This is a genomic window from uncultured Marinobacter sp., assembly GCF_947488835.1.
Classification (GTDB): Bacteria; Pseudomonadota; Gammaproteobacteria; order Pseudomonadales; family Oleiphilaceae; genus Marinobacter.
Map to the genome: position 1 here is coordinate 263,477 of NZ_CANLBK010000004.1, position 17,430 is coordinate 280,906.

Sequence of the window (17,430 nt, forward strand, 5' to 3'; positions counted from 1 at the left end):
CTCCGCACAGTTTCAGAAGCTGCGCCCCACCCGCTCCCTTAAGCTGCTGATAGGTTTTGCTTAGCCTACTACAGGCGTTGCCCGCTTGATAATAGCCGCAGCATCAATGCCCGAGGGCAGGTTGCCGTAGTTCATGCCGCCATTGGACTGCAGTCGTGAGGCGCAGAAGGCATCGGCCAGGGTTTTGTCGCCGTTGCGCAGCAGCAAAGAGGCTTGCATGACCAGTGCCATCCGGTCTACCAGGTTGCGGGCGCGGTACTGGAAGTCGCTGATGTCGGCAAAGTCGTTTTGCAGCTGTGCCAGGAACTGGTCAAAGCGGCGGTCTGCGCCTTTTGCTTCGGCGGCTTCGCGGAAGAAGGCGTCGAGGGTTTCCGGTTCTTTCTGGATGGCGCGTAGAGTGTCCAGGCACTGGACGTTGCCGCTACCTTCCCAGATGGCGTTCACCGGAGATTCACGGAACAGTCGAGGCATGATGCAGTCTTCCATTACGCCGCTGCCGCCGATGCACTCCATAGATTCATAGGCGTGATTGGGTGCGCGTTTGCAGATCCAGTATTTGCCTACGGGTGTTGCCAGGCGGGCAAACAAGCGTTCGTGTTCCTGATCCTGGTTGTCGAGGGCCCGGGCGACTCGCATGGTGTAGGCAAGGGCGGCTTCATTTTCCAGAGCCAGGTCGGCCAGTACATTCTGCATTAACGGCTGGTCGTTCAGTCGGCTACCGAAGGCGCTGCGGTGGCGGCAGTGGTGTGTGGCCTGAGCCACGGCCTGGCGCATGCCGGCAGAGCTGCCAATCATGCAGTCGAAGCGGGTCATGGCAACCATTTCTATGATGGTGGGTACGCCTCGCCCTTCTTCGCCGATCATCCAGGCCAGGGCACCGCGCAGCTCTACTTCACTGGAGGCATTGGCTACGTTGCCCATTTTGTTTTTAAGGCGCTGGATCTGCCAGGGGTTTTTGGTTCCGTCCGGGCGCCAGCGAGGCATCAGGAAGCAAGATAAACCGCCGGGGGCTTGGGCCAAGACCAGAAAAGCATCGCACATAGGGGCCGAGACAAACCACTTATGGCCTACCAGCTCATAAGCCTGTCCGGGGCCCTTGGCTCCTACCGGGTAAGCCAGGGTGCTGTTGGAGCGTACGTCGCTGCCACCCTGTTTTTCGGTCATCGCCATGCCGATGGATACGGAGTTTTTGTGACTGTCGGGCAGGTTGCGGGAATCGTAGCTGTTGGCCAGTATGCGGGATTCCCAGAGCTCCGCCAGTTCCGGTTGTTTGCGGATAGAGGGTATTGCAGCGAAGGTCATGGTGACCGGGCAACAGTGTGCAGCCTCCACTTGGGAGTGCATGTAGTACTTAGCTGCGCGGGTTACATGTGCGCCTTTTCCAGGGTTTGTCCAGGGGCTGCTGTGAAGGCCGCTTTCGAAGGCAATGCCCATCAGTTGGTGGTACGAGGGGTGAAAATCCACTTCGTCGATGCGGTGGCCAAAGCGGTCGTGGGTATTGAGTGCCGGTTTGTTATTATTAGCCCGGAAACCGAGGTCGATCGTTGCAGCACTGCCGGCAAGGGTGCCAAAAGCCTTCAGATCGCTTTCCGCTTTCCCGGCACCTTCGCGATGAACCGCACTCTGCAGGGCAATATCCTGCTCATACAGGTTGTAGTTTTCCAGCGCTGGCGGCTGGTTGACTACCTCGTGAGTGATCGCCAAATAGCGATCACTGTGTGCTTCTTCGGGTGTTCCGGGCACTGGCTGTGGGGTATTCATAACTACCTCCTGATGCCGGTCAACCCCTGTAAGCAAAAGCAGATGATTGTGTTGACCAGCTGGTCATTGTTTTCAGTTTCTTTCGCGGCTGCCAGGTTGGTTTGAGTGGGTGACAAAGGGCCAACCAGGCTTTCCGCAATAGCGCCAACCAGGCAAGTGCTGCTTTGGCGGGCGTTTTGATCCGGGATACACCCTTCTTCGATGCCTTCCCGGATCGCTTGTTCAAACAGGCCGGCGTAGGCCTTTCTATAAGCCAGCCGCTCTTCTTCAACCTTGGGATCCACCGGCTCTGCAATGAGGGACCAGGCCATAACAGGTCCCTTCAGTGCACGCTCGGCAAACTGCCGCAATGCTTTTTCCAGTCGCTCTGTAGCACTTCCCGGCGTTGCCAGGGCCTTTGTTACCTTGGCGATTTCGCGCTGTGTGGCTTGCCTGAATATTTCAGCAAACAGGTCCTCTTTTGACTCGAAGTGCCGGTAAATCGTTCCTGTGGCAACATCAGCGAGCTGGGCAATGCGAGTAATTCGTGCATTGCGAAAGCCGCCCTCTGCAACGCATTCGTAGGTGCATTCAGCGATCCGCTGACGCGCCGCGGCTTTACGCAGTCGCATCTTCTCTGTTTCACGATAAGCCATTCCGGGCTCCCGCTATTAGTGAATATTGATTCATTCTTTTGTTCGGTGCAAACACTTATTTGTCACCTTTATTTTATCTATTAAATTCATGGGGATGCGGTTATTTACAAAAAATTACAAAAAACTTGTTGGTGGTAATAGCTCTGCCATCAAAAGCAGATTATAAAGACGCCAAGACGGCGCCGCAGTAGCGGCTGGTCGAGACGGAGTGCGGCTGCTTTATTTGGGTTGCCGCGCTTGTAACACTGTTTTCGTTGATGGAGATAACCATGAGCGAGTTCGACGAAAGCAATCTGGAGCAATCCGGTAACTGGGCTAACTCAAACAGCGAAAGTGACGATACACATTCGATCGCTGGCAGGGCACGGGTGCGGGCGCAACTACAGCAGGATATCGACGCTTTCCTGAGTCAGGGAGGCAGAATTCAGGAAGTTGAGACATCTTTTCGCGTTGACTCCCCTCGTAAGGTGGAGACGGGCTTTAATAACCGCGCACTTTGAGTATTGTCTTTGCAGGCCGGGGTTTATACTCCGGCCTGTTTTTGCGGTCTGTCTCGGTCAAACGTCCAGTTTCCGCCTATTATGGCCCGCATAGGCGCCTCGATCTTCGTTACCCGGGTCGTAGCCAAGCCACCCATGGCCGGAGCTGCTCATCATCATGAAATCTGTTTCCAAACTTTCGTTTGCCGTCCCTGTAATCATAGCAGTTGTAATTGCACTCTGGCTGCTTGCTGATAGCGCCCAGAATCAGCCCACCTCCGTTCGCTCTGTTGAACGCCCAGACAATCTGAAAACGGATGACGCAGGTTTTTCTGCAGGCCGCCCGCAGTATCCTTCCAGACTGGTTAATGACTCCGCTGAACATACGGTGCCCGATCATCTACCGGCTTCACTGGAAGGCACGACGGAGCCCGGCGGTTGGGCGATAACAGACCGTTTTGGCAACCTCACCCCTACAGGGGAATTGCGGCAGTTGTTTGAGTACTATCTATCGGCACTGGGCGAAGAAGATTTGTCTCAGCTGGTGGCAAGAGTTCGGCTTGCCCTGTCAGTGCTGGAGGAGCCCGCGCGGAGTCAGGCGCTTGATACCCTTGGACGCTATCTGGATTACAAGCTCGCATTGTCTGATCTCGAAGCGGCATACGGTGAGGCAGGGGTGTCTGGTGCGGGTGAGATGGAGCGCCGGATGCTGGAGATTCAGGCACTGCGCAGAACCTGGATGAATGCCGATACTGCGGAGGCTTTCTTTGCGGATGAGGAGGCTATAGATCAGTATCAACTCAAAAAGCGACGCATTGGAGGAGACGGCAGCCTGACGGAGGAACAGCGCGAGGCAGCCTTCGCTGAGGCAGAAATGGCGTTGCCAGAACCTCTGCGGCAGGCGCGGGAGAATACCCATAAATTCGCCCGTTACGAGCAGGCGCGCGAGGCGATGGAAAACGATCCGGAGGCGTTGCGGGCCTGGCGTCGGCAAGAATTTGGTGATGAGGCAGCCCAAAGGCTGGAGGCCCTGGACGCAGAACAAAAGGATTGGAATCGTCGGTGGCAGTCTTACGTTGAAGAGCGTGATGCCCTAAAGGCTTCAGGCCTGGCTGAGCCGGAAAAGGACGAAAGCCTGAGCCAATTACGCGAGAAATATTTCAGCGGAACTGAACGTGTCCGGGCCAAGGCGCTGGATTCCGTTCAGTAACAGGGCTTGTGCAAACGGCGCGGTTCAGGACCTGCTTTGGATTGATTATCGCTTTGGACGCATTGCCTGCATACGTTGGTAGCCTGCAACCAGAGGCCCCGGAGGTGTATGATGGTGCAAACGGCGCCATCAGGGTGTCAGGATTTTCAATCCTACTCATTGTTATGCCATTCAGGAGGTTTTCCGTGCCTTTATCAACGCCACGAGTTTTCCCAAGTACCCGTCTGCGTCGCAATCGCGCCAGCGACTTTACCCGTCGGCTGGTAAGGGAGAGCCAACTGACGCCGGATAACCTGATTTACCCGGTTTTTGTATTAGAGGGCGAGGGCCAGCGCGAACAGGTACCGTCCATGCCCGGAGTGGACCGCCTGAGTATTGATTTGTTGGTGGAGCAGGCGGCAGAACTGGTGGAGCTGGGTATCCCTGCAATCGCGCTGTTCCCGGTAGTCGCGGCGGATAAAAAGAATCTGTCTGGCTCCGGGGCCTGGGATTCAGACGGGTTGGCACAGAGAGCTGTCCGAGCGCTGAAGAAGGCGCATCCCGAGCTGGGCGTTATCACGGATGTCGCATTGGATCCATTCACCACCCATGGGCAAGATGGCATTATCAATAATGAAGGCTATGTGCTGAACGACGTTACCGTTGAGGCCTTGGTGAATCAGGCGGTTTCACACGCTGATGCCGGTGCTGATATCGTGGCGCCATCCGATATGATGGATGGCCGAGTTGCTGCCATTCGTGAGGCGCTGGAGTCTGCGGGGCATATTAATACACGCATTCTGGCGTACTCTGCCAAGTACGCTTCCGGTTATTACGGCCCGTTCCGGGACGCCGTTGGTTCCGCCTCCAATTTGGGGAAAAGTGATAAAACCACTTATCAAATGGACCCAGCCAATAGCAACGAAGCGATTCAGGAAGTGATGATGGATCTTGCTGAAGGTGCGGACATGGTGATGATCAAACCCGGCATGCCATACCTGGATATCGTGCATCGGGTAAAAACCGAATTGCAGGTGCCCACATTCGTGTACCAGGTCAGTGGCGAGTACGCTATGCATATGGCCGCAGAACAGAACGGCTGGCTTGATGGTGACACCGTAATGATGGAGAGCTTAATGTCCATGCGCCGTGCGGGAGCAGACGGTATCCTGACCTATTTTGCCGTGCGCGCAGCCCGGCTGATGCGGGCCAGGCAGGGCTGAAGCTGTTAACGGACTACCCCGGGCCGGGAAGCGGCAGGCGGATAATCAGATAGGAATTGAGAGGCCATGAGAGCGGAAATCGTCAGAAATCTCACAACGGGTGGTGGGCAAAGTGTACCTGCTCCCATAGATCTTCCATCCGAAGGAGAGTTGGTCGATCTGGATGCCAGTGAAAACTACTTTAACCGTGAGCTGAGCCAGCTTCAGTTCAATTACCGAGTGTTGAAACAGGCGCTGGATACCACTCATCCGCTGATTAACCGGCTGATTTTTTGCTGCATTTTCAGCAGCAACATGGATGAATTTTTTGAAATCCGGGTGGCTGGCCTGCGCCAGCAGATCAAGTACGGCCGGGAAACTCTGGGTGCTGACGGCATCATGCCGGAACAGGCGCTGGGTGAGATCAGCCGTATTGCCCACGAGTACATTGATGAGCAGTATGATATTCTGAATCATGTGCTTATTCCGGAGATGGAAAAGCAGAACATCCACTTTGTGCGCCGCAGAGAATGGACGCCGGAGCAGGCCGAGTGGGTGCGCAATTATTTCGATGAAGAAATTCTCCCGGTAGTCAGTCCTATTGGGTTGGACCCCTCGCATCCGTTCCCCCGGTTGGTTAATAAAAGCCTGAACTTTATTGTTGAGCTGGACGGCAAAGATGCCTTTGGCCGCGAGACGGGCATGGCCATAGTGCCTGCGCCGCGCTCTTTGCCAAGGCTGGTGCGCTTACCGGACGAAGTCTGCACCGGTGGAGAGAATCTGGTTTTCCTGTCATCTGTAATCCACGCTCACGCCGATGAGTTGTTCCCGGGGATGGAGGTTAAAGGGTGTTATCAGTTCCGCCTCACCCGCAACGCCGATCTGGAGCTGGAAGACGATCTGGAAGACTTGGCATCTGCGCTGCGCGGCGAGCTTCTCAGTCGCCGCTTTGGTGATGGGGTTCGGTTGGAGGTTGCGGATAACTGTCCTCAGGAGCTCGTGCAGTTTTTGCTGACTGAATTCGGCCTTGGGCAGAGAGATTTGTACCAGGTTAACGGGCCGGTGAACCTCACACGGTTGATGGCGGTTACCGGCTTGGTGGATCGTCCTGATTTGCACTATTCCAGCTTCTCGCCTGCCATCCCCCGGCAGATCCGCAGCAAAGAAACCATCTTTGATGCAATCCGGAAACGGCCAATATTGCTGCATCATCCATTTCAGAATTTCAGTCCTGTGGTGGACCTGCTGCGCCAGGCCGCGAAAGATCCGCAAGTTTTGGCTATCCGCCAGACGCTATACCGCACGGGTGCCAATTCAGAGGTTGTTGAAGCGCTGGCAGATGCGGCCCGGCGAGGTAAAGAAGTCACTGTAGTTGTTGAATTGCGGGCCCGATTCAGCGAGGCGGAGAACCTGGAATTGGCAAGCCGGCTGCAGGAAGCCGGTGTGATCGTGGTGTATGGCGTTGTGGGCTATAAAACCCATGCCAAGATGATTCTCATTGTACGTCGTGAGGAAGGGCGGCTGCTCCGCTATGTGCATCTAGGCACCGGAAACTACCATGCGGTGAATGCGCGGCTTTATACCGATTACAGTTTCATGACCTGTGACGAGTCCATTGGGGACGACGTCAATAAGATCTTTCAGCAGCTAACCGGTATGGGGAAGGCGCTGAAAATCAAAAAATTGTTCCATGCCCCGTTTACCCTCCATAAACGCTTGATCAGTCTGATTGAGCGTGAAACAGCGTTGGGAGAAAAAGGGCAGATCATTATCAAGATCAACGCTTTAACAGAGGTGCAGCTTATCAAGGCGCTGTACCGAGCCTCCCAGGCGGGAGTGCAGGTTGATCTGATTGTGCGTGGAATTTGTAGCATCAGGCCCGGGGTTCCGGGGCTGTCAGATAACATTCGTGTGCGCTCCATTGTGGGGCGTTTTCTCGAGCACACACGAGCCTACTATTTTGGTAATGACGGCAAGCCCGACGTGTACTGCTCAAGTGCAGACTGTATGGAGCGCAATCTGCTAAGCCGGATTGAAATAGCGTTTCCAATTGAAGACCCGGAGCTGATAGCGCGGGTGCGCGAAGACCTGGATACGTATCTGGCGGATAACTGCCAGTCCTGGATGTTGCAGCCCGATGGCAGTTACGTTCAGAATCAGCTGGCCGAAGGTGAAGAGCGAGTGGCCTCGCAACTGGTTCTTCTGGATCGCCTGACAGGCAAATCCTGACATTTTCAAACGGAGAGAGTTCTTGAAAGCAAAGTGGATCATTGCCGGTGTAGGTGTATTGGTTGTCGCCGGCGCAATGCCTTGGGTCGTGGGGTATGCAACGGAGCGGCAGTGGCAGCAAGTTACCCATGAGCTGAATCAGTCGCAGCCATTTATCCAGATGCAGACAGACGACTATCGCAGGGGCTATTTCGGCTCGGACTTGAGTGGTGCGGTCACGATGGTTGATCCGGAAAGTGGTCAAACACACCGGATAGCCTACCGTGCCGGCGTGACCCATGGCATTACCGGGAGCTTTATGGATTTCGTGCCTGTTGAGGGCTGGGCGCCGAAGGGCACTGACTGGTTTCAGGAGTGGCCAAGGCTGACTCTGGAAACGCGCCTTTGGGGTACCGCTGTGCTTGAGCTGGAAGCGCCAGCTATGGCCATTAGTAACCCGGAGACCGGAGAGTCATTGAGAGCCAGTTCTGGTGTTGCTCGTATTGAAGTAAGTGACGCAGGCTCCCAGGCTGAAGCGCTGGTCGTTTGGCCACAGATTAGTCTCTCCGGACCGGATATGAACATCCGGGTTAATAACTTCCGGATTGAGCAGAGCATGGCTCATCTGATCGGTGGCGTCTGGACCGGTACCATGGAAGCGTCGATAGCCTCGGTTGAATTGACGCCTCCTGACGCCGCCCCTTTAACCATCGAGGGTTTGCTTGCCCGCAGCAGCACTGAGGCGAAAGACAGTGCAGGGCGCCTGGATTCCCGGTTGTTGATCGAGGCGAAAAAGGTTCGGTTTGAGGATCAAACCTACGGCCCACATAAACTGGCGTTCGCACTGGAAAACCTCGATGTAGAGAGCTGGAACAGTTTGAGCACCAGCATGACCGAACTCCAAAGTATGGTCTTTGCGCCAGATGCCGGAGGCCGCGAAACGTTTGAGCGGCAGATGGAAGCCATGGGGCAGGTGAATACGGCCATGAGGAACTTGGCGGCAGCAGGATTTTCGATAGGTGTTCCGGAAGTGTCTTTGGACACGCCAGAAGGCGCCGTAACCGGTAGCCTGGTGCTCAGTCATCCGGAACTGACTGACGAGCAGAAAGAGAACATGTTGATGGTGATGCAGCAACTCACCGGAGATATGAACTTGAGCGTACCTGCCGTGCTGGTAGATGAGTATCCGGCTGTGCGTATGCAGCTTGCGCCGCTTGTCAAACAAGGCCTGTTGGTGCCCCATGGTGACCGGTTGGTGTTGTCAGCGAAACTGGCCAACATGGTTGTTGAGGTCAATGGCCAGGAAATTCCTTTGCCCCCAGTGTTTTAACGGGACAAAGCAACAAAAAAGCCCCATAACGGGGCTTTTTTGTTGCTAAACACTGTGTGTTAGAGCTCGCTGAATTTCTTTTTCAGCGCTTTTGCCACAATCGGATCCACGAACTCCGATACATTCCCATCCAGAGAGGCTATTTCCCGGATCAGGCTTGAGGAAATATAAGACAGGTGGTTGGAGGGCGTTAGAAACACGCTTTCCAGTTCCGGAGCCAAACTGCGGTTCATGTCTGCAAGCTGAAACTCATACTCGAAATCTGAAACCGCCCGCAGGCCACGGAGAATCACCGTGGCATTTTGGTCCCGGACAAAATCGGCGAGCAGATAGCTGAAGCCGGTCACACTCACGTTCGGAATGCCGACGGTTGCCTGCCGCACCAGATCACAGCGTTCTTCCAGATCAAATAATGGCTGCTTCTTGGAATTGTAGGCGACGGCAACTACTACCTCATCAAACAGATTGCTGGCCCGTCTGATCAAGTCAGTATGGCCGTTGGTAATAGGGTCAAAGGTGCCCGGATAGATAACTTTAGGCATTCACAGCTCCTTTTTTAACAGGCGCCCAGAGTATCAGTATTCCAGGAGTTTCTGTAGACCGGGTGGCAAGCTCTTCACTAACGCGAAGAGCCATGGCGATTATGCTTTCAGCCGTTGTGCCAATCGCGAGCTGTTTCTCGCGGCCAGGGCATAAACCGAGAGCTGAGGGTTTGCACCAATACTGGTGGGGAAAATCGAGGCGTCGTGAACGCTCAGATTGCTCACGTGATGATGCTCGCCAAAGCCGTTAACCACAGACTCTTCCGGATTGCTTCCCATAGCACAGCCGCCCATCTGATGGGCGGTGAACAAGCGAACCCGATGAGGCTCCATGGAAAAGCGGTCAATGGCTGCCTTCGCGTCCGCCCAGTTGGAGTACCAATCAGAATCCAGGTGCATCAAGCGCACTTTGTCCGCGCCGGCGGCAAACTGGATTTCTGCCATGGTGTAGAACGCGCTACGAAGGCCCTTCCATAGATAGTCGCTGACAGGGTAATCCAGCATTGGGCTGCCATCGGCCCGGAGGGACACGGTACCGCCGGGGCTGTCCTCGTGAAAACCGTCCCGAACTAAAGCGATAACCGATTGCATCCATGGCAGGCCGGCCAAGTTCTTAGCCTGCTCATCGCCGTGCCCGGGGACAACGCCTGCCGACATGGCCGGGTGCAGAGGGGGGACTTCCAGCTTATAACCTGCCTCGCCATCCACGCCGTTGCGGAAATTGAACTCATCGGAATAAATTGACTGCGGTGCGCCGTAAAACGGGTCAACCAGTTTGGGCATTTGCGCAACGCTGGCGTTAACGGGATGAATAAATGACCGCTTACCAACCCGTTCGTAGGGATCGGGCAGCTTGGAGCGCAGCAGTAGGCCGGGCGAGCCTATGGCACTTGCTGCAACCACAAAGTGCTTGGCTTTGAGAGTTACCGTAACTCGGGTAGGCGTGATGCCATCGCTGGCCATAGCAGTGGCTTCGAGGGATTCGATTCGATCCTGATTCATCACCAGCCGTTCAGCGCGCAGCCCGTGATACATGCTGGCGTTGTTGTCCAGCGCGCCGGGAATGGTGGTCATTAGCGCGCCCTGCTTGGCGTTGGTCGGGCAGCCTACGCCGCAGTATCCGAGGTTCCAGCAGCCTTTCACATTGCGCGGGATAATCTGCCAGCTAAAGCCGAGCTTTTCGCATCCCTGCCGCAATACGTCGTTATTGAGGTTGGGATCCATATTCCAGGGCGACATGGAATGGCGAGTTTCACGCCCCTCAAACCAGGGCGCCATAGCCGCCGGGCTCAGGGCATCCAAACCAAATCGCTTGCCCCAGTAGTTAAGTGTTTCGTCGGGAGTGCGGAAACTGCTGGTCCAGTTGACCGTTGTTGAACCGCCCACGCAACGCCCCTGCAAAATAGCGATGGCACCATCTTTTGTGGTGCGGCTCATGCCTTCCTGATAGAGGTTTGCGTAGGACGTGAGTTCGTCCATTTTGAAATCTTTTTGATAGTACAGGCGGCCTTCCTCAACCAGGATAACTGAGAAGCCACTTTTGGCGAGTATCTCGGCGGTGGTGCCGCCACCCGCTCCAGTGCCCACAATAACCACATCCGCCTCAGCAGTATGATTTTCGGTAAGCGTGGCGCCGTCGATAACTTTCCAGCCGGATTCCAGGCCTTGGGCAATGCGATCGCTGAACGACATGGTTGGTGGTTCCCCTTTGGGTAAAATATCTGGCTAAAACAGCAGGCTGAGTGTCAGGCTTTGCGGAATTGTGGCAGAGCTTTAACGGCCCAGTCGGGTGGTCCCGGATAGCCCGAAAGCTGCCAGTTCTCCTGGTAGCCATAGAATGCCACGTTGCTTATTTTGGTCAGCGCCATGTAGCCACTGTTGAAAAGGCCAATGCTGCTCGAGCGCCATCGCTGTAGAAACGCATCAGCTTGCTCTGTCGTGGCGTCGCGCCATGCTGGCCAGACCCGGGCAATGGTGACCCGTGTAAGGCTAAAGTTGAGTAGGTCGAACAATTGCCTGAGCTCTTTCTGGTTCGCCGGGCCAAATTTGTGAATGCCCATATCAATGCGTTCGACTGTGCCCGCAATTGCGATGCGCCTGTTGTTAGCTTGTTCCGGAAGTGCGGAACCGAGGATGGCCGGGAGCAGAGCTTCTAATAGTTCTATGTCATCAGCGGATAGAAACTGGAATTGGTAGCGCGCATCCATGCGAGGGGCGACAGCGCCAAGGCGGCCGGCGGGCGCTGTTGCACAGCCACTGAGGCCAGCAGTGACACTAACGGTGCCCAGAAATAATGCGCCCCCCAGCCCGGTGCGAAGAAAGCTGCGTCGGTCCAGGGAGAGAGCATCCAGCCCTTCGGATGGGGTGAGAGGGTCGGTCATAGTCGGCTCGCTCTTATTTTGGATTAGGCGATCGCCGGGGCGTAGGGCCCCGGTTGCTGTGCGAGTTGTTTAGCGGATGAACAGCTTGTAAATCATTTTGTGGGCAGATGTCCCGTAAGGGGGATATACAAATTTGCCGCTGTTAAACTTCTGTTTCGCGAAAATGGCGCGCTGGTGTGAGAAGGTCAAAAAGCCCTCCTTGCCGTGGTAATGGCCCATTCCAGAATCCCCTACTCCGCCAAATGGCAGGTCGTCCTGAGCAACGTGCATCAGCGAATCGTTGATACACATCCCACCAGACAGCGTTTTACTGGTCACTTGGCTTTGCTGTTCGCGGTCGTAACCGAAAAAGTATAAAGCCAGTGGGCGCGGGCGGTCATTGATGAATTGAATGGCTTCATCGAGATTGCCGTAGCTCACAACCGGGAGGATTGGGCCAAAGATCTCATCTTGCATGAGCTTCATGTCGGGCGTGGTTTTCAGTACCAGGGTCACCGGAATCTTGCGGCTGCTAACGCTCACATTCTCTTTTGCCGGGTTGATCTCGATCAGCTCAGCGCCTTTGGCTTTGGCATCGTCAAGGTAACCCTTTAGACGGTTGTACTGCCGTTCATTGATGATCGCGGTGTAATCGTCGTTGTCATTTATAGAAGGGTACATTTTAGAAAGCTGGGCCCTGAACTCGTCCACAAAGGCCTGGGTGCGGTCAGCCGGGCAGAGCACGTAATCTGGTGCTACACAGGTTTGACCAGCGTTGAACGCCTTGCCGAAGGCGATGCGCTGGGCAGCGTCTTCAAGTGGAACATCCGGGGAAACTATGGCCGGTGACTTGCCGCCCAACTCCAGGGTAACCGGCGTCAGGTTCTCGGACGCGGCGCGCATTACCAGCTTGCCTACGGAGGTGGAACCGGTGAACAGCATGTGGTCGAAAGGCCGCGCTGAAAAATCCGCTGCGACGTCGGCTTCGCCATTGATAACGGCGACCAGGTCTTCCGGGAACGTGGCTTCAATAAGCTCTTTGAACAACGCCGAGGTATGAGGGGTGAACTCAGACATCTTGATCATGGTGCGGTTGCCAGCCGAAAGTGAGGCAACGAGTGGCCCCACCGCCAGGTACAGCGGGTAGTTCCAGGGAACAATAACGCCAACAACACCTTTAGGCTGGTACACAACCTTGTTGCTGGCAGGTTGAAACAGTATGGATACGTGCCGACGCGAAGGCTTCATCCAGCCCCCGAGATTTTTCTGAGTGTAATTGATTCCCTGAATGGAAGGCATGACCTCTGCAATCAGCGATTCATCCCGTGAACGACAGGAAAAGTCCCGGTCAATGGCATTCAGAATACGATCCTGGTAGGACAACAGGGCCTGCTTGAGGCGTTCCAGGTTTTCCTGACGCTCTGCCAGCGTAGGCGCCGGGTGATCGTGAAACGCTTTTTTCTGAAGCTCAAACACCCGGTGGGTCTGTTGAATGTGACTTTTGCTCTCTGTGGGCTGAACAACGCTGGCACCCATGGTGTCCTCCTTTTGGCTTCGTCCCGTAACGGCGGCGGCCCGATGTTTTGTTGTGGCGAAAAAACGCTCAATTTGCACTGTAGGGTATTATTAGAGTATATACTCTAGGTAGTCAAGCGACTCCAATGGCCAATGAGGCCATCTGTGAACTGCAAAACAACAAACGCCGATGAGCTTATGAAGACCAGAGACAAGATATTACTGTCGAGCCTTGAATTGTTTAACGAGCAGGGCGAGCGTAACGTAACAACCAATCATATTGCTGCGTACCTGGCGATTTCGCCGGGCAATCTCTATTACCATTTCCGCAACAAGTCCGACATCATTTACGAGATATTCCAGGAATATGAAAAGCTGGTGGATTACTACCTCGATATCCCTGAAAACCGGCCCCTGAACCTGGACGACATGACGTTCTATCTGGAGTCTGTTTTTGACGGGCTGTGGAGTTATCGGTTTCTCCACAGGGATCTTGAAAACCTGTTGGATAGAGATCAGCGTTTGCGCAGTGACTATCGAGAGTTCACCGATCGTTGCTTGGCGGCCATAAGCAAAATATTCGAAAAACTGGCCGAGGGTGGCATTCTGGAACCCCAGCCCGATGCTCTCCGGGCCGCTATGTCGCTGAACGTCTGGTTGATTGTCACCAACTGGATGGCCTTTCTGAAAACCGCCCACGGTGAAAAAGCGTCCGCATGCCTGACGCTGCATGAGTTGAAGCAGGGTATATATCAAGTGTTGACGCTGGAACTACCGTATGTGACGCCGGTTTATCGTGAGCAGGTTATGGAACTTCGGGAGAGATACCGGCCAACCATGCCAGAGCAGGAAGATGAGCGTGAGGTTTCGGCAGGCTGAGCCCGGATTCCCTGCGCGGAACTTTTCCGGACAGGGTGTGTCTTAGTTATTGGCGCTGGCAATTCGGACATTTCTGGCGCCTCCCTGAGTGAGTTCTCAGGTTTTAACACGTCGCAAACCCTGACGTTTTTACCGGCCTGTGAAAACAGGCCGGTTTTTTCTGCGCTATTGGCTGCCTTCTGCCGAATCTTCCAACCAGTTTGTCAGTGCCGCCCGGCACTCATCAACCCCGCGCTTGGATGTTGACGAGAACATAATCAGGTGCTCCACACAGGTGAATGCCTTTAGCTTTTTCGCGATCTCCAGCATGGTAGTTTTGGCTTGCCCGAACTTCAGCTTGTCGGCCTTGGTTGCCAGAATCATCAGTGGCAACTTGTTATGTTCGCACCATTCCACCATCATCTGATCAAATTCGGTGAGCGGGTGGCGAATGTCCATCACCAGAACCAGGCCCTTTAGGCATTGGCGTTGGTTCAGGTACTGCCCCAGGTGCTTTTGCCAGTCATCCTTCATGTCCCGGGATACTTTTGCGTAACCGTACCCAGGTAAATCAACCAGCCGGGCGTTCTCGCGGTTCAGGGAGAAAAAGTTGATCAGGCGCGTGCGACCGGGTGTTTTACTGGTTCGGGCCAGCTTGCCGTTTGCAGTAATGGCGTTCATGGCGCTGGATTTTCCTGCGTTCGAACGTCCGGCAAAGGCTACTTCTGCGCCTATATCTGTTGGGCAGTCTTCCAGCCGGGGCGCGCTAATCAGGAAGCGAGCGCTGTTAAAAGAGATGCTTTTTTGAGTCAGGTCAGAGTCCACAGCGGTTGGCTTTCCTTTGGATTTCAGTTATTAGAGATTAATGTATAATGCTACACCAATTCCGGGCGGTACGCTTGGCGTAACCGCTGTCAGCCCTGGTCTTGAGCCTGACTGAACAGCGCCTGCCGGCTGTAAACCAAGAATATATTCGAGATGAGAGAAGCGGAGCGAGCATGAAGAAACTGATCGCAGGATTTGTTTTCGGCGTTGGCCTTACAGCAATGGCGCATGGGGCAGGTGATCCTGAAGCGGGAAAGCAGGCGGCGGCAGCGTGCCAGGCCTGTCATGGTGAAGGTGGAGCCAAGCCGATTATGGGGGCTTATCCGAAGCTGTCCGGGCTGGGCGAAAGGTATCTGTTTGACCAGTTGGTGGCCATTCAGGAAGATTCGCGCTCAATTCCTGAGATGACAGGTCAGCTCACTGGCAAATCAAAGCAGGACCTGCAAGATCTGGCAGCGTACTTTGCGCAGCAGGAGATGGTAGTCAGCCAGGCCGACCCGGAGTTGGTAGAGAAGGGCGCCGCGCTATACCGTGGTGGCAATTTGGCTTCTGGTGTTCCCGCTTGTGCTGCTTGCCACAACCCGCAGGGTAAAGGTAATGAGCCAGCCGGGTATCCGCACATTGGTGGGCAGAATGCCGAGTACCTGGCTAAGCAGTTAGAAGCCTATCGCGATGGCACCCGTGCAAGTGGGTCAAACGCGGCGATTATGATGGATGTTTCTGCCAGGCTTACCGATGCAGAAATCAAGGCTGTTTCCAGCTATATTTCTGGACTGAACTGATCCAATTGTTCGCAGCCTGATAAAAAGCCCCGCCTAGTGCGGGGTTTTTCGTCTGTCGAAGCTGTAATCCACTAACGGTGGAACTTTTCAGGTTTGGCGGGTCATAATTCCCTTATAACGATATTTACAACATCTGGAGATATTTCATGTTTCGAGCACTCAGAACAGTGGGACTGCTGTTGGCTGCTTTGGCAGTTTTTGGCCAAGCCAATGCGGATGATTGGCAGGAAGGCGTACATTATAAAAAACTGGACACTCCGGTACGTACAGACAGTGGCCCTGGTATCGAGGTAGCCGAAGTGTTCTGGTACGGCTGTCCGCACTGCTATAACTTCAAGCCCCTTGCCGAAGCCTGGGAGGCCAATGCTCCGGATTATGTAAATTACGTGCGTATCCCTGCTGCGCTGGGTCGTTCCTGGGTTCCCCACGCACAGGCATTTTATGCGCTAGAGGCCATGAATTCGCTGGATAAGGTGCACGACGCTCTTTTCGAGGCGTTGGCGGGCCAGCGTCGGCCGTTGAATGATGCTGAATCCTTGGCTGACTTTGTTGCAGGTTATGGCGTGGATCGTGATGAATTCCTGAATAATTTCAAAAGTTTTGGGGTTAATGCGCATATGCAGCAGGCGCAGGCTAAAATCCGCGGCGCGCGGATTACAGGCACACCGTCTATGCTGGTAAATGGTAAGTACACGGTTAGTGCATCGATGGCGGGTAGCCTTGAAGCGATGCTGGCCGTTGTGGATTATCTGGTGGAGAAAGAGCAGGCTGCGAACCCTTAAGCGGTGCCTCGCCTGGCTTTCTTGCTTTTAGGGTTGGGAAACGGAGCTAAGCAGCAGAAGTATCATGTATAAACGCTTCAGAAAGCAGCTCGATGGCATTATCAGCGCCCGGGGCGAGCCGAAAGGCTCTAACTCGGGGCTTGAGCATGTGCCCTTATTCGAGCCCCAACGCCACCTTCGGTTGCTCACGTTTAATATACAGGTGGGCATCAGCACATCGTCCTATCGCCACTACCTGACCAGAAGCTGGCAGCACTTTCTTCCCCATCGTAACCGTATCCAGAATCTGGATCGTATAGCATCACTATTGAGAAACTACGATGTTGTGGCGCTGCAGGAGTGTGATGGAGGCAGCCTGCGCAGCGGGCACATCAATCAGGTTCAGTACCTTGCCGAAGCGGCGGGAATTCCGTACTGGCACCAGCAGCTCAACCGTAACCTGGGGCAGATTGCCCAGCACAGCAATGGTTTGCTGAGTCGGTTCCGCCCCCTGGACGTAAAAGAATACAAGTTGCCTGGTCGGCTTCCCGGACGAGGCGCCATTGTGGCCCGCTACGGCACCGAAGAAGACCCGCTGGTGTTGGTAATGATGCATCTTGCCTTGAGCAAATCAGCGCAGCAGCGACAGTTGGGCTTTATCAGTGAGTTGATTTCAAAGTACCGGCATGTGGTGCTGATGGGGGATATGAACGCCCATGCGGAGCAGTTATTGACCCAGACGCCCCTGAAAGACACGGATTTGATACCTCTACCGGACAGCGCCCACAGTTTTCCGAGTTGGCGACCCGAGAAGGCGCTCGACCATATTCTGGTGAGCCCGAGTTTGCAGATACGGAATTCAGAAGTGGTGAGCTATCCCATGTCAGATCACCTGCCGATCGCCATGGACATAGCCTTACCCGATGGGTATCTGGAAAAGTTCTGAAGTGCTTTTCTGAAAAGAGACCACAAAAAAACCCGAC

General features: G+C 54.6%; 16 protein-coding genes. 9 read left to right on the forward strand and 7 right to left on the reverse strand.

The genetic code is table 11. The features are described from left to right. Window positions 1-60 precede the first annotated feature (60 nt). Together Q0824_RS14815 and Q0824_RS14820 are read right to left on the reverse strand one after the other, a co-directional pair. Window positions 61-1,761 (reverse strand): acyl-CoA dehydrogenase family protein, encoded by a 1,701-nt coding sequence (locus tag Q0824_RS14815; protein ID WP_298452336.1) that lies wholly within the window; start codon window positions 1,759-1,761, stop codon window positions 61-63. Between the two features lie 2 nt (window positions 1,762-1,763). Next, window positions 1,764-2,396, reverse strand: a complete 633-nt coding sequence (locus Q0824_RS14820; protein WP_298452340.1) for a TetR/AcrR family transcriptional regulator — start codon at window positions 2,394-2,396, stop codon at window positions 1,764-1,766. A 269-nt stretch (window positions 2,397-2,665) separates the two neighbouring features. On the opposite strand from Q0824_RS14820, the gene Q0824_RS14825 reads away from it, so the two are divergent. From Q0824_RS14825 to Q0824_RS14845, 5 genes are all read left to right on the forward strand, one after another. After that, complete coding sequence (locus Q0824_RS14825; protein ID WP_298452343.1) at window positions 2,666-2,896, forward strand: hypothetical protein; 231 nt, start codon at window positions 2,666-2,668, stop codon at window positions 2,894-2,896. Window positions 2,897-3,053: 157 nt separating this feature from the next. Then, a complete protein-coding gene (locus tag Q0824_RS14830) occupies window positions 3,054-4,085 on the forward strand; it encodes a lipase secretion chaperone (RefSeq protein ID WP_298452346.1) in 1,032 nt (343 codons plus the stop codon). Window positions 4,086-4,249: 164 nt separating this feature from the next. Continuing rightward, the gene (gene hemB, locus Q0824_RS14835; RefSeq protein ID WP_298452653.1) at window positions 4,250-5,287 is read left to right on the forward strand and encodes a porphobilinogen synthase; all 1,038 of its coding nucleotides are present in this window, start codon (window positions 4,250-4,252) and stop codon (window positions 5,285-5,287) included. Window positions 5,288-5,353: 66 nt separating this feature from the next. Further along, entirely contained in the window at window positions 5,354-7,495 is a 2,142-nt protein-coding gene (ppk1, locus tag Q0824_RS14840; protein ID WP_298452349.1) for a polyphosphate kinase 1, read from the forward strand. Between the two features lie 22 nt (window positions 7,496-7,517). Further along, window positions 7,518-8,804: a DUF945 family protein gene (locus tag Q0824_RS14845; protein WP_298452352.1), complete on the forward strand. Its 1,287-nt coding sequence runs from the start codon at window positions 7,518-7,520 to the stop codon at window positions 8,802-8,804. A gap of 59 nt (window positions 8,805-8,863) precedes the next feature. Here the strand turns inward: Q0824_RS14845 and coaD are convergent, their stop codons facing one another. From coaD to Q0824_RS14865, 4 genes are all read right to left on the reverse strand, one after another. Next, entirely contained in the window at window positions 8,864-9,346 is a 483-nt protein-coding gene (coaD, locus tag Q0824_RS14850) for a pantetheine-phosphate adenylyltransferase (protein WP_298452355.1), read from the reverse strand. Between the two features lie 99 nt (window positions 9,347-9,445). Beyond that, on the reverse strand, window positions 9,446-11,038 hold the full coding sequence (locus tag Q0824_RS14855) for a GMC family oxidoreductase (RefSeq protein ID WP_298452358.1): 1,593 nt from the start codon (window positions 11,036-11,038) through the stop codon (window positions 9,446-9,448). 53 nt (window positions 11,039-11,091) lie between these two features. Next, the gene (locus Q0824_RS14860) at window positions 11,092-11,727 is read right to left on the reverse strand and encodes a hypothetical protein (RefSeq protein ID WP_298452361.1); all 636 of its coding nucleotides are present in this window, start codon (window positions 11,725-11,727) and stop codon (window positions 11,092-11,094) included. Between the two features lie 69 nt (window positions 11,728-11,796). Then, window positions 11,797-13,242, reverse strand: a complete 1,446-nt coding sequence (locus Q0824_RS14865) for a coniferyl aldehyde dehydrogenase (RefSeq protein ID WP_298452364.1) — start codon at window positions 13,240-13,242, stop codon at window positions 11,797-11,799. A 177-nt stretch (window positions 13,243-13,419) separates the two neighbouring features. Here Q0824_RS14865 and Q0824_RS14870 point away from each other — a divergent pair, with 177 nt between their 5' ends. After that, complete coding sequence (locus tag Q0824_RS14870) at window positions 13,420-14,100, forward strand: TetR/AcrR family transcriptional regulator (RefSeq protein WP_298452656.1); 681 nt, start codon at window positions 13,420-13,422, stop codon at window positions 14,098-14,100. Between the two features lie 165 nt (window positions 14,101-14,265). Here the strand turns inward: Q0824_RS14870 and yihA are convergent, their stop codons facing one another. After that, entirely contained in the window at window positions 14,266-14,904 is a 639-nt protein-coding gene (yihA, locus tag Q0824_RS14875; protein ID WP_298452367.1) for a ribosome biogenesis GTP-binding protein YihA/YsxC, read from the reverse strand. 173 nt (window positions 14,905-15,077) lie between these two features. Between yihA and Q0824_RS14880 the strand changes: the two genes are divergently transcribed. From Q0824_RS14880 to Q0824_RS14890, 3 genes are all read left to right on the forward strand, one after another. Further along, complete coding sequence (locus Q0824_RS14880) at window positions 15,078-15,686, forward strand: c-type cytochrome (RefSeq protein WP_298452370.1); 609 nt, start codon at window positions 15,078-15,080, stop codon at window positions 15,684-15,686. Between the two features lie 146 nt (window positions 15,687-15,832). Further along, a complete protein-coding gene (locus Q0824_RS14885; protein ID WP_298452373.1) occupies window positions 15,833-16,468 on the forward strand; it encodes a thiol:disulfide interchange protein DsbA/DsbL in 636 nt (211 codons plus the stop codon). Window positions 16,469-16,532: 64 nt separating this feature from the next. Beyond that, window positions 16,533-17,393 carry an endonuclease/exonuclease/phosphatase family protein gene (locus Q0824_RS14890; RefSeq protein WP_298452376.1) on the forward strand — a complete coding sequence of 287 codons (861 nt, stop codon included), beginning with the start codon at window positions 16,533-16,535 and terminating at the stop codon, window positions 17,391-17,393. The last annotated feature ends 37 nt before the right edge of the window (window positions 17,394-17,430 follow it).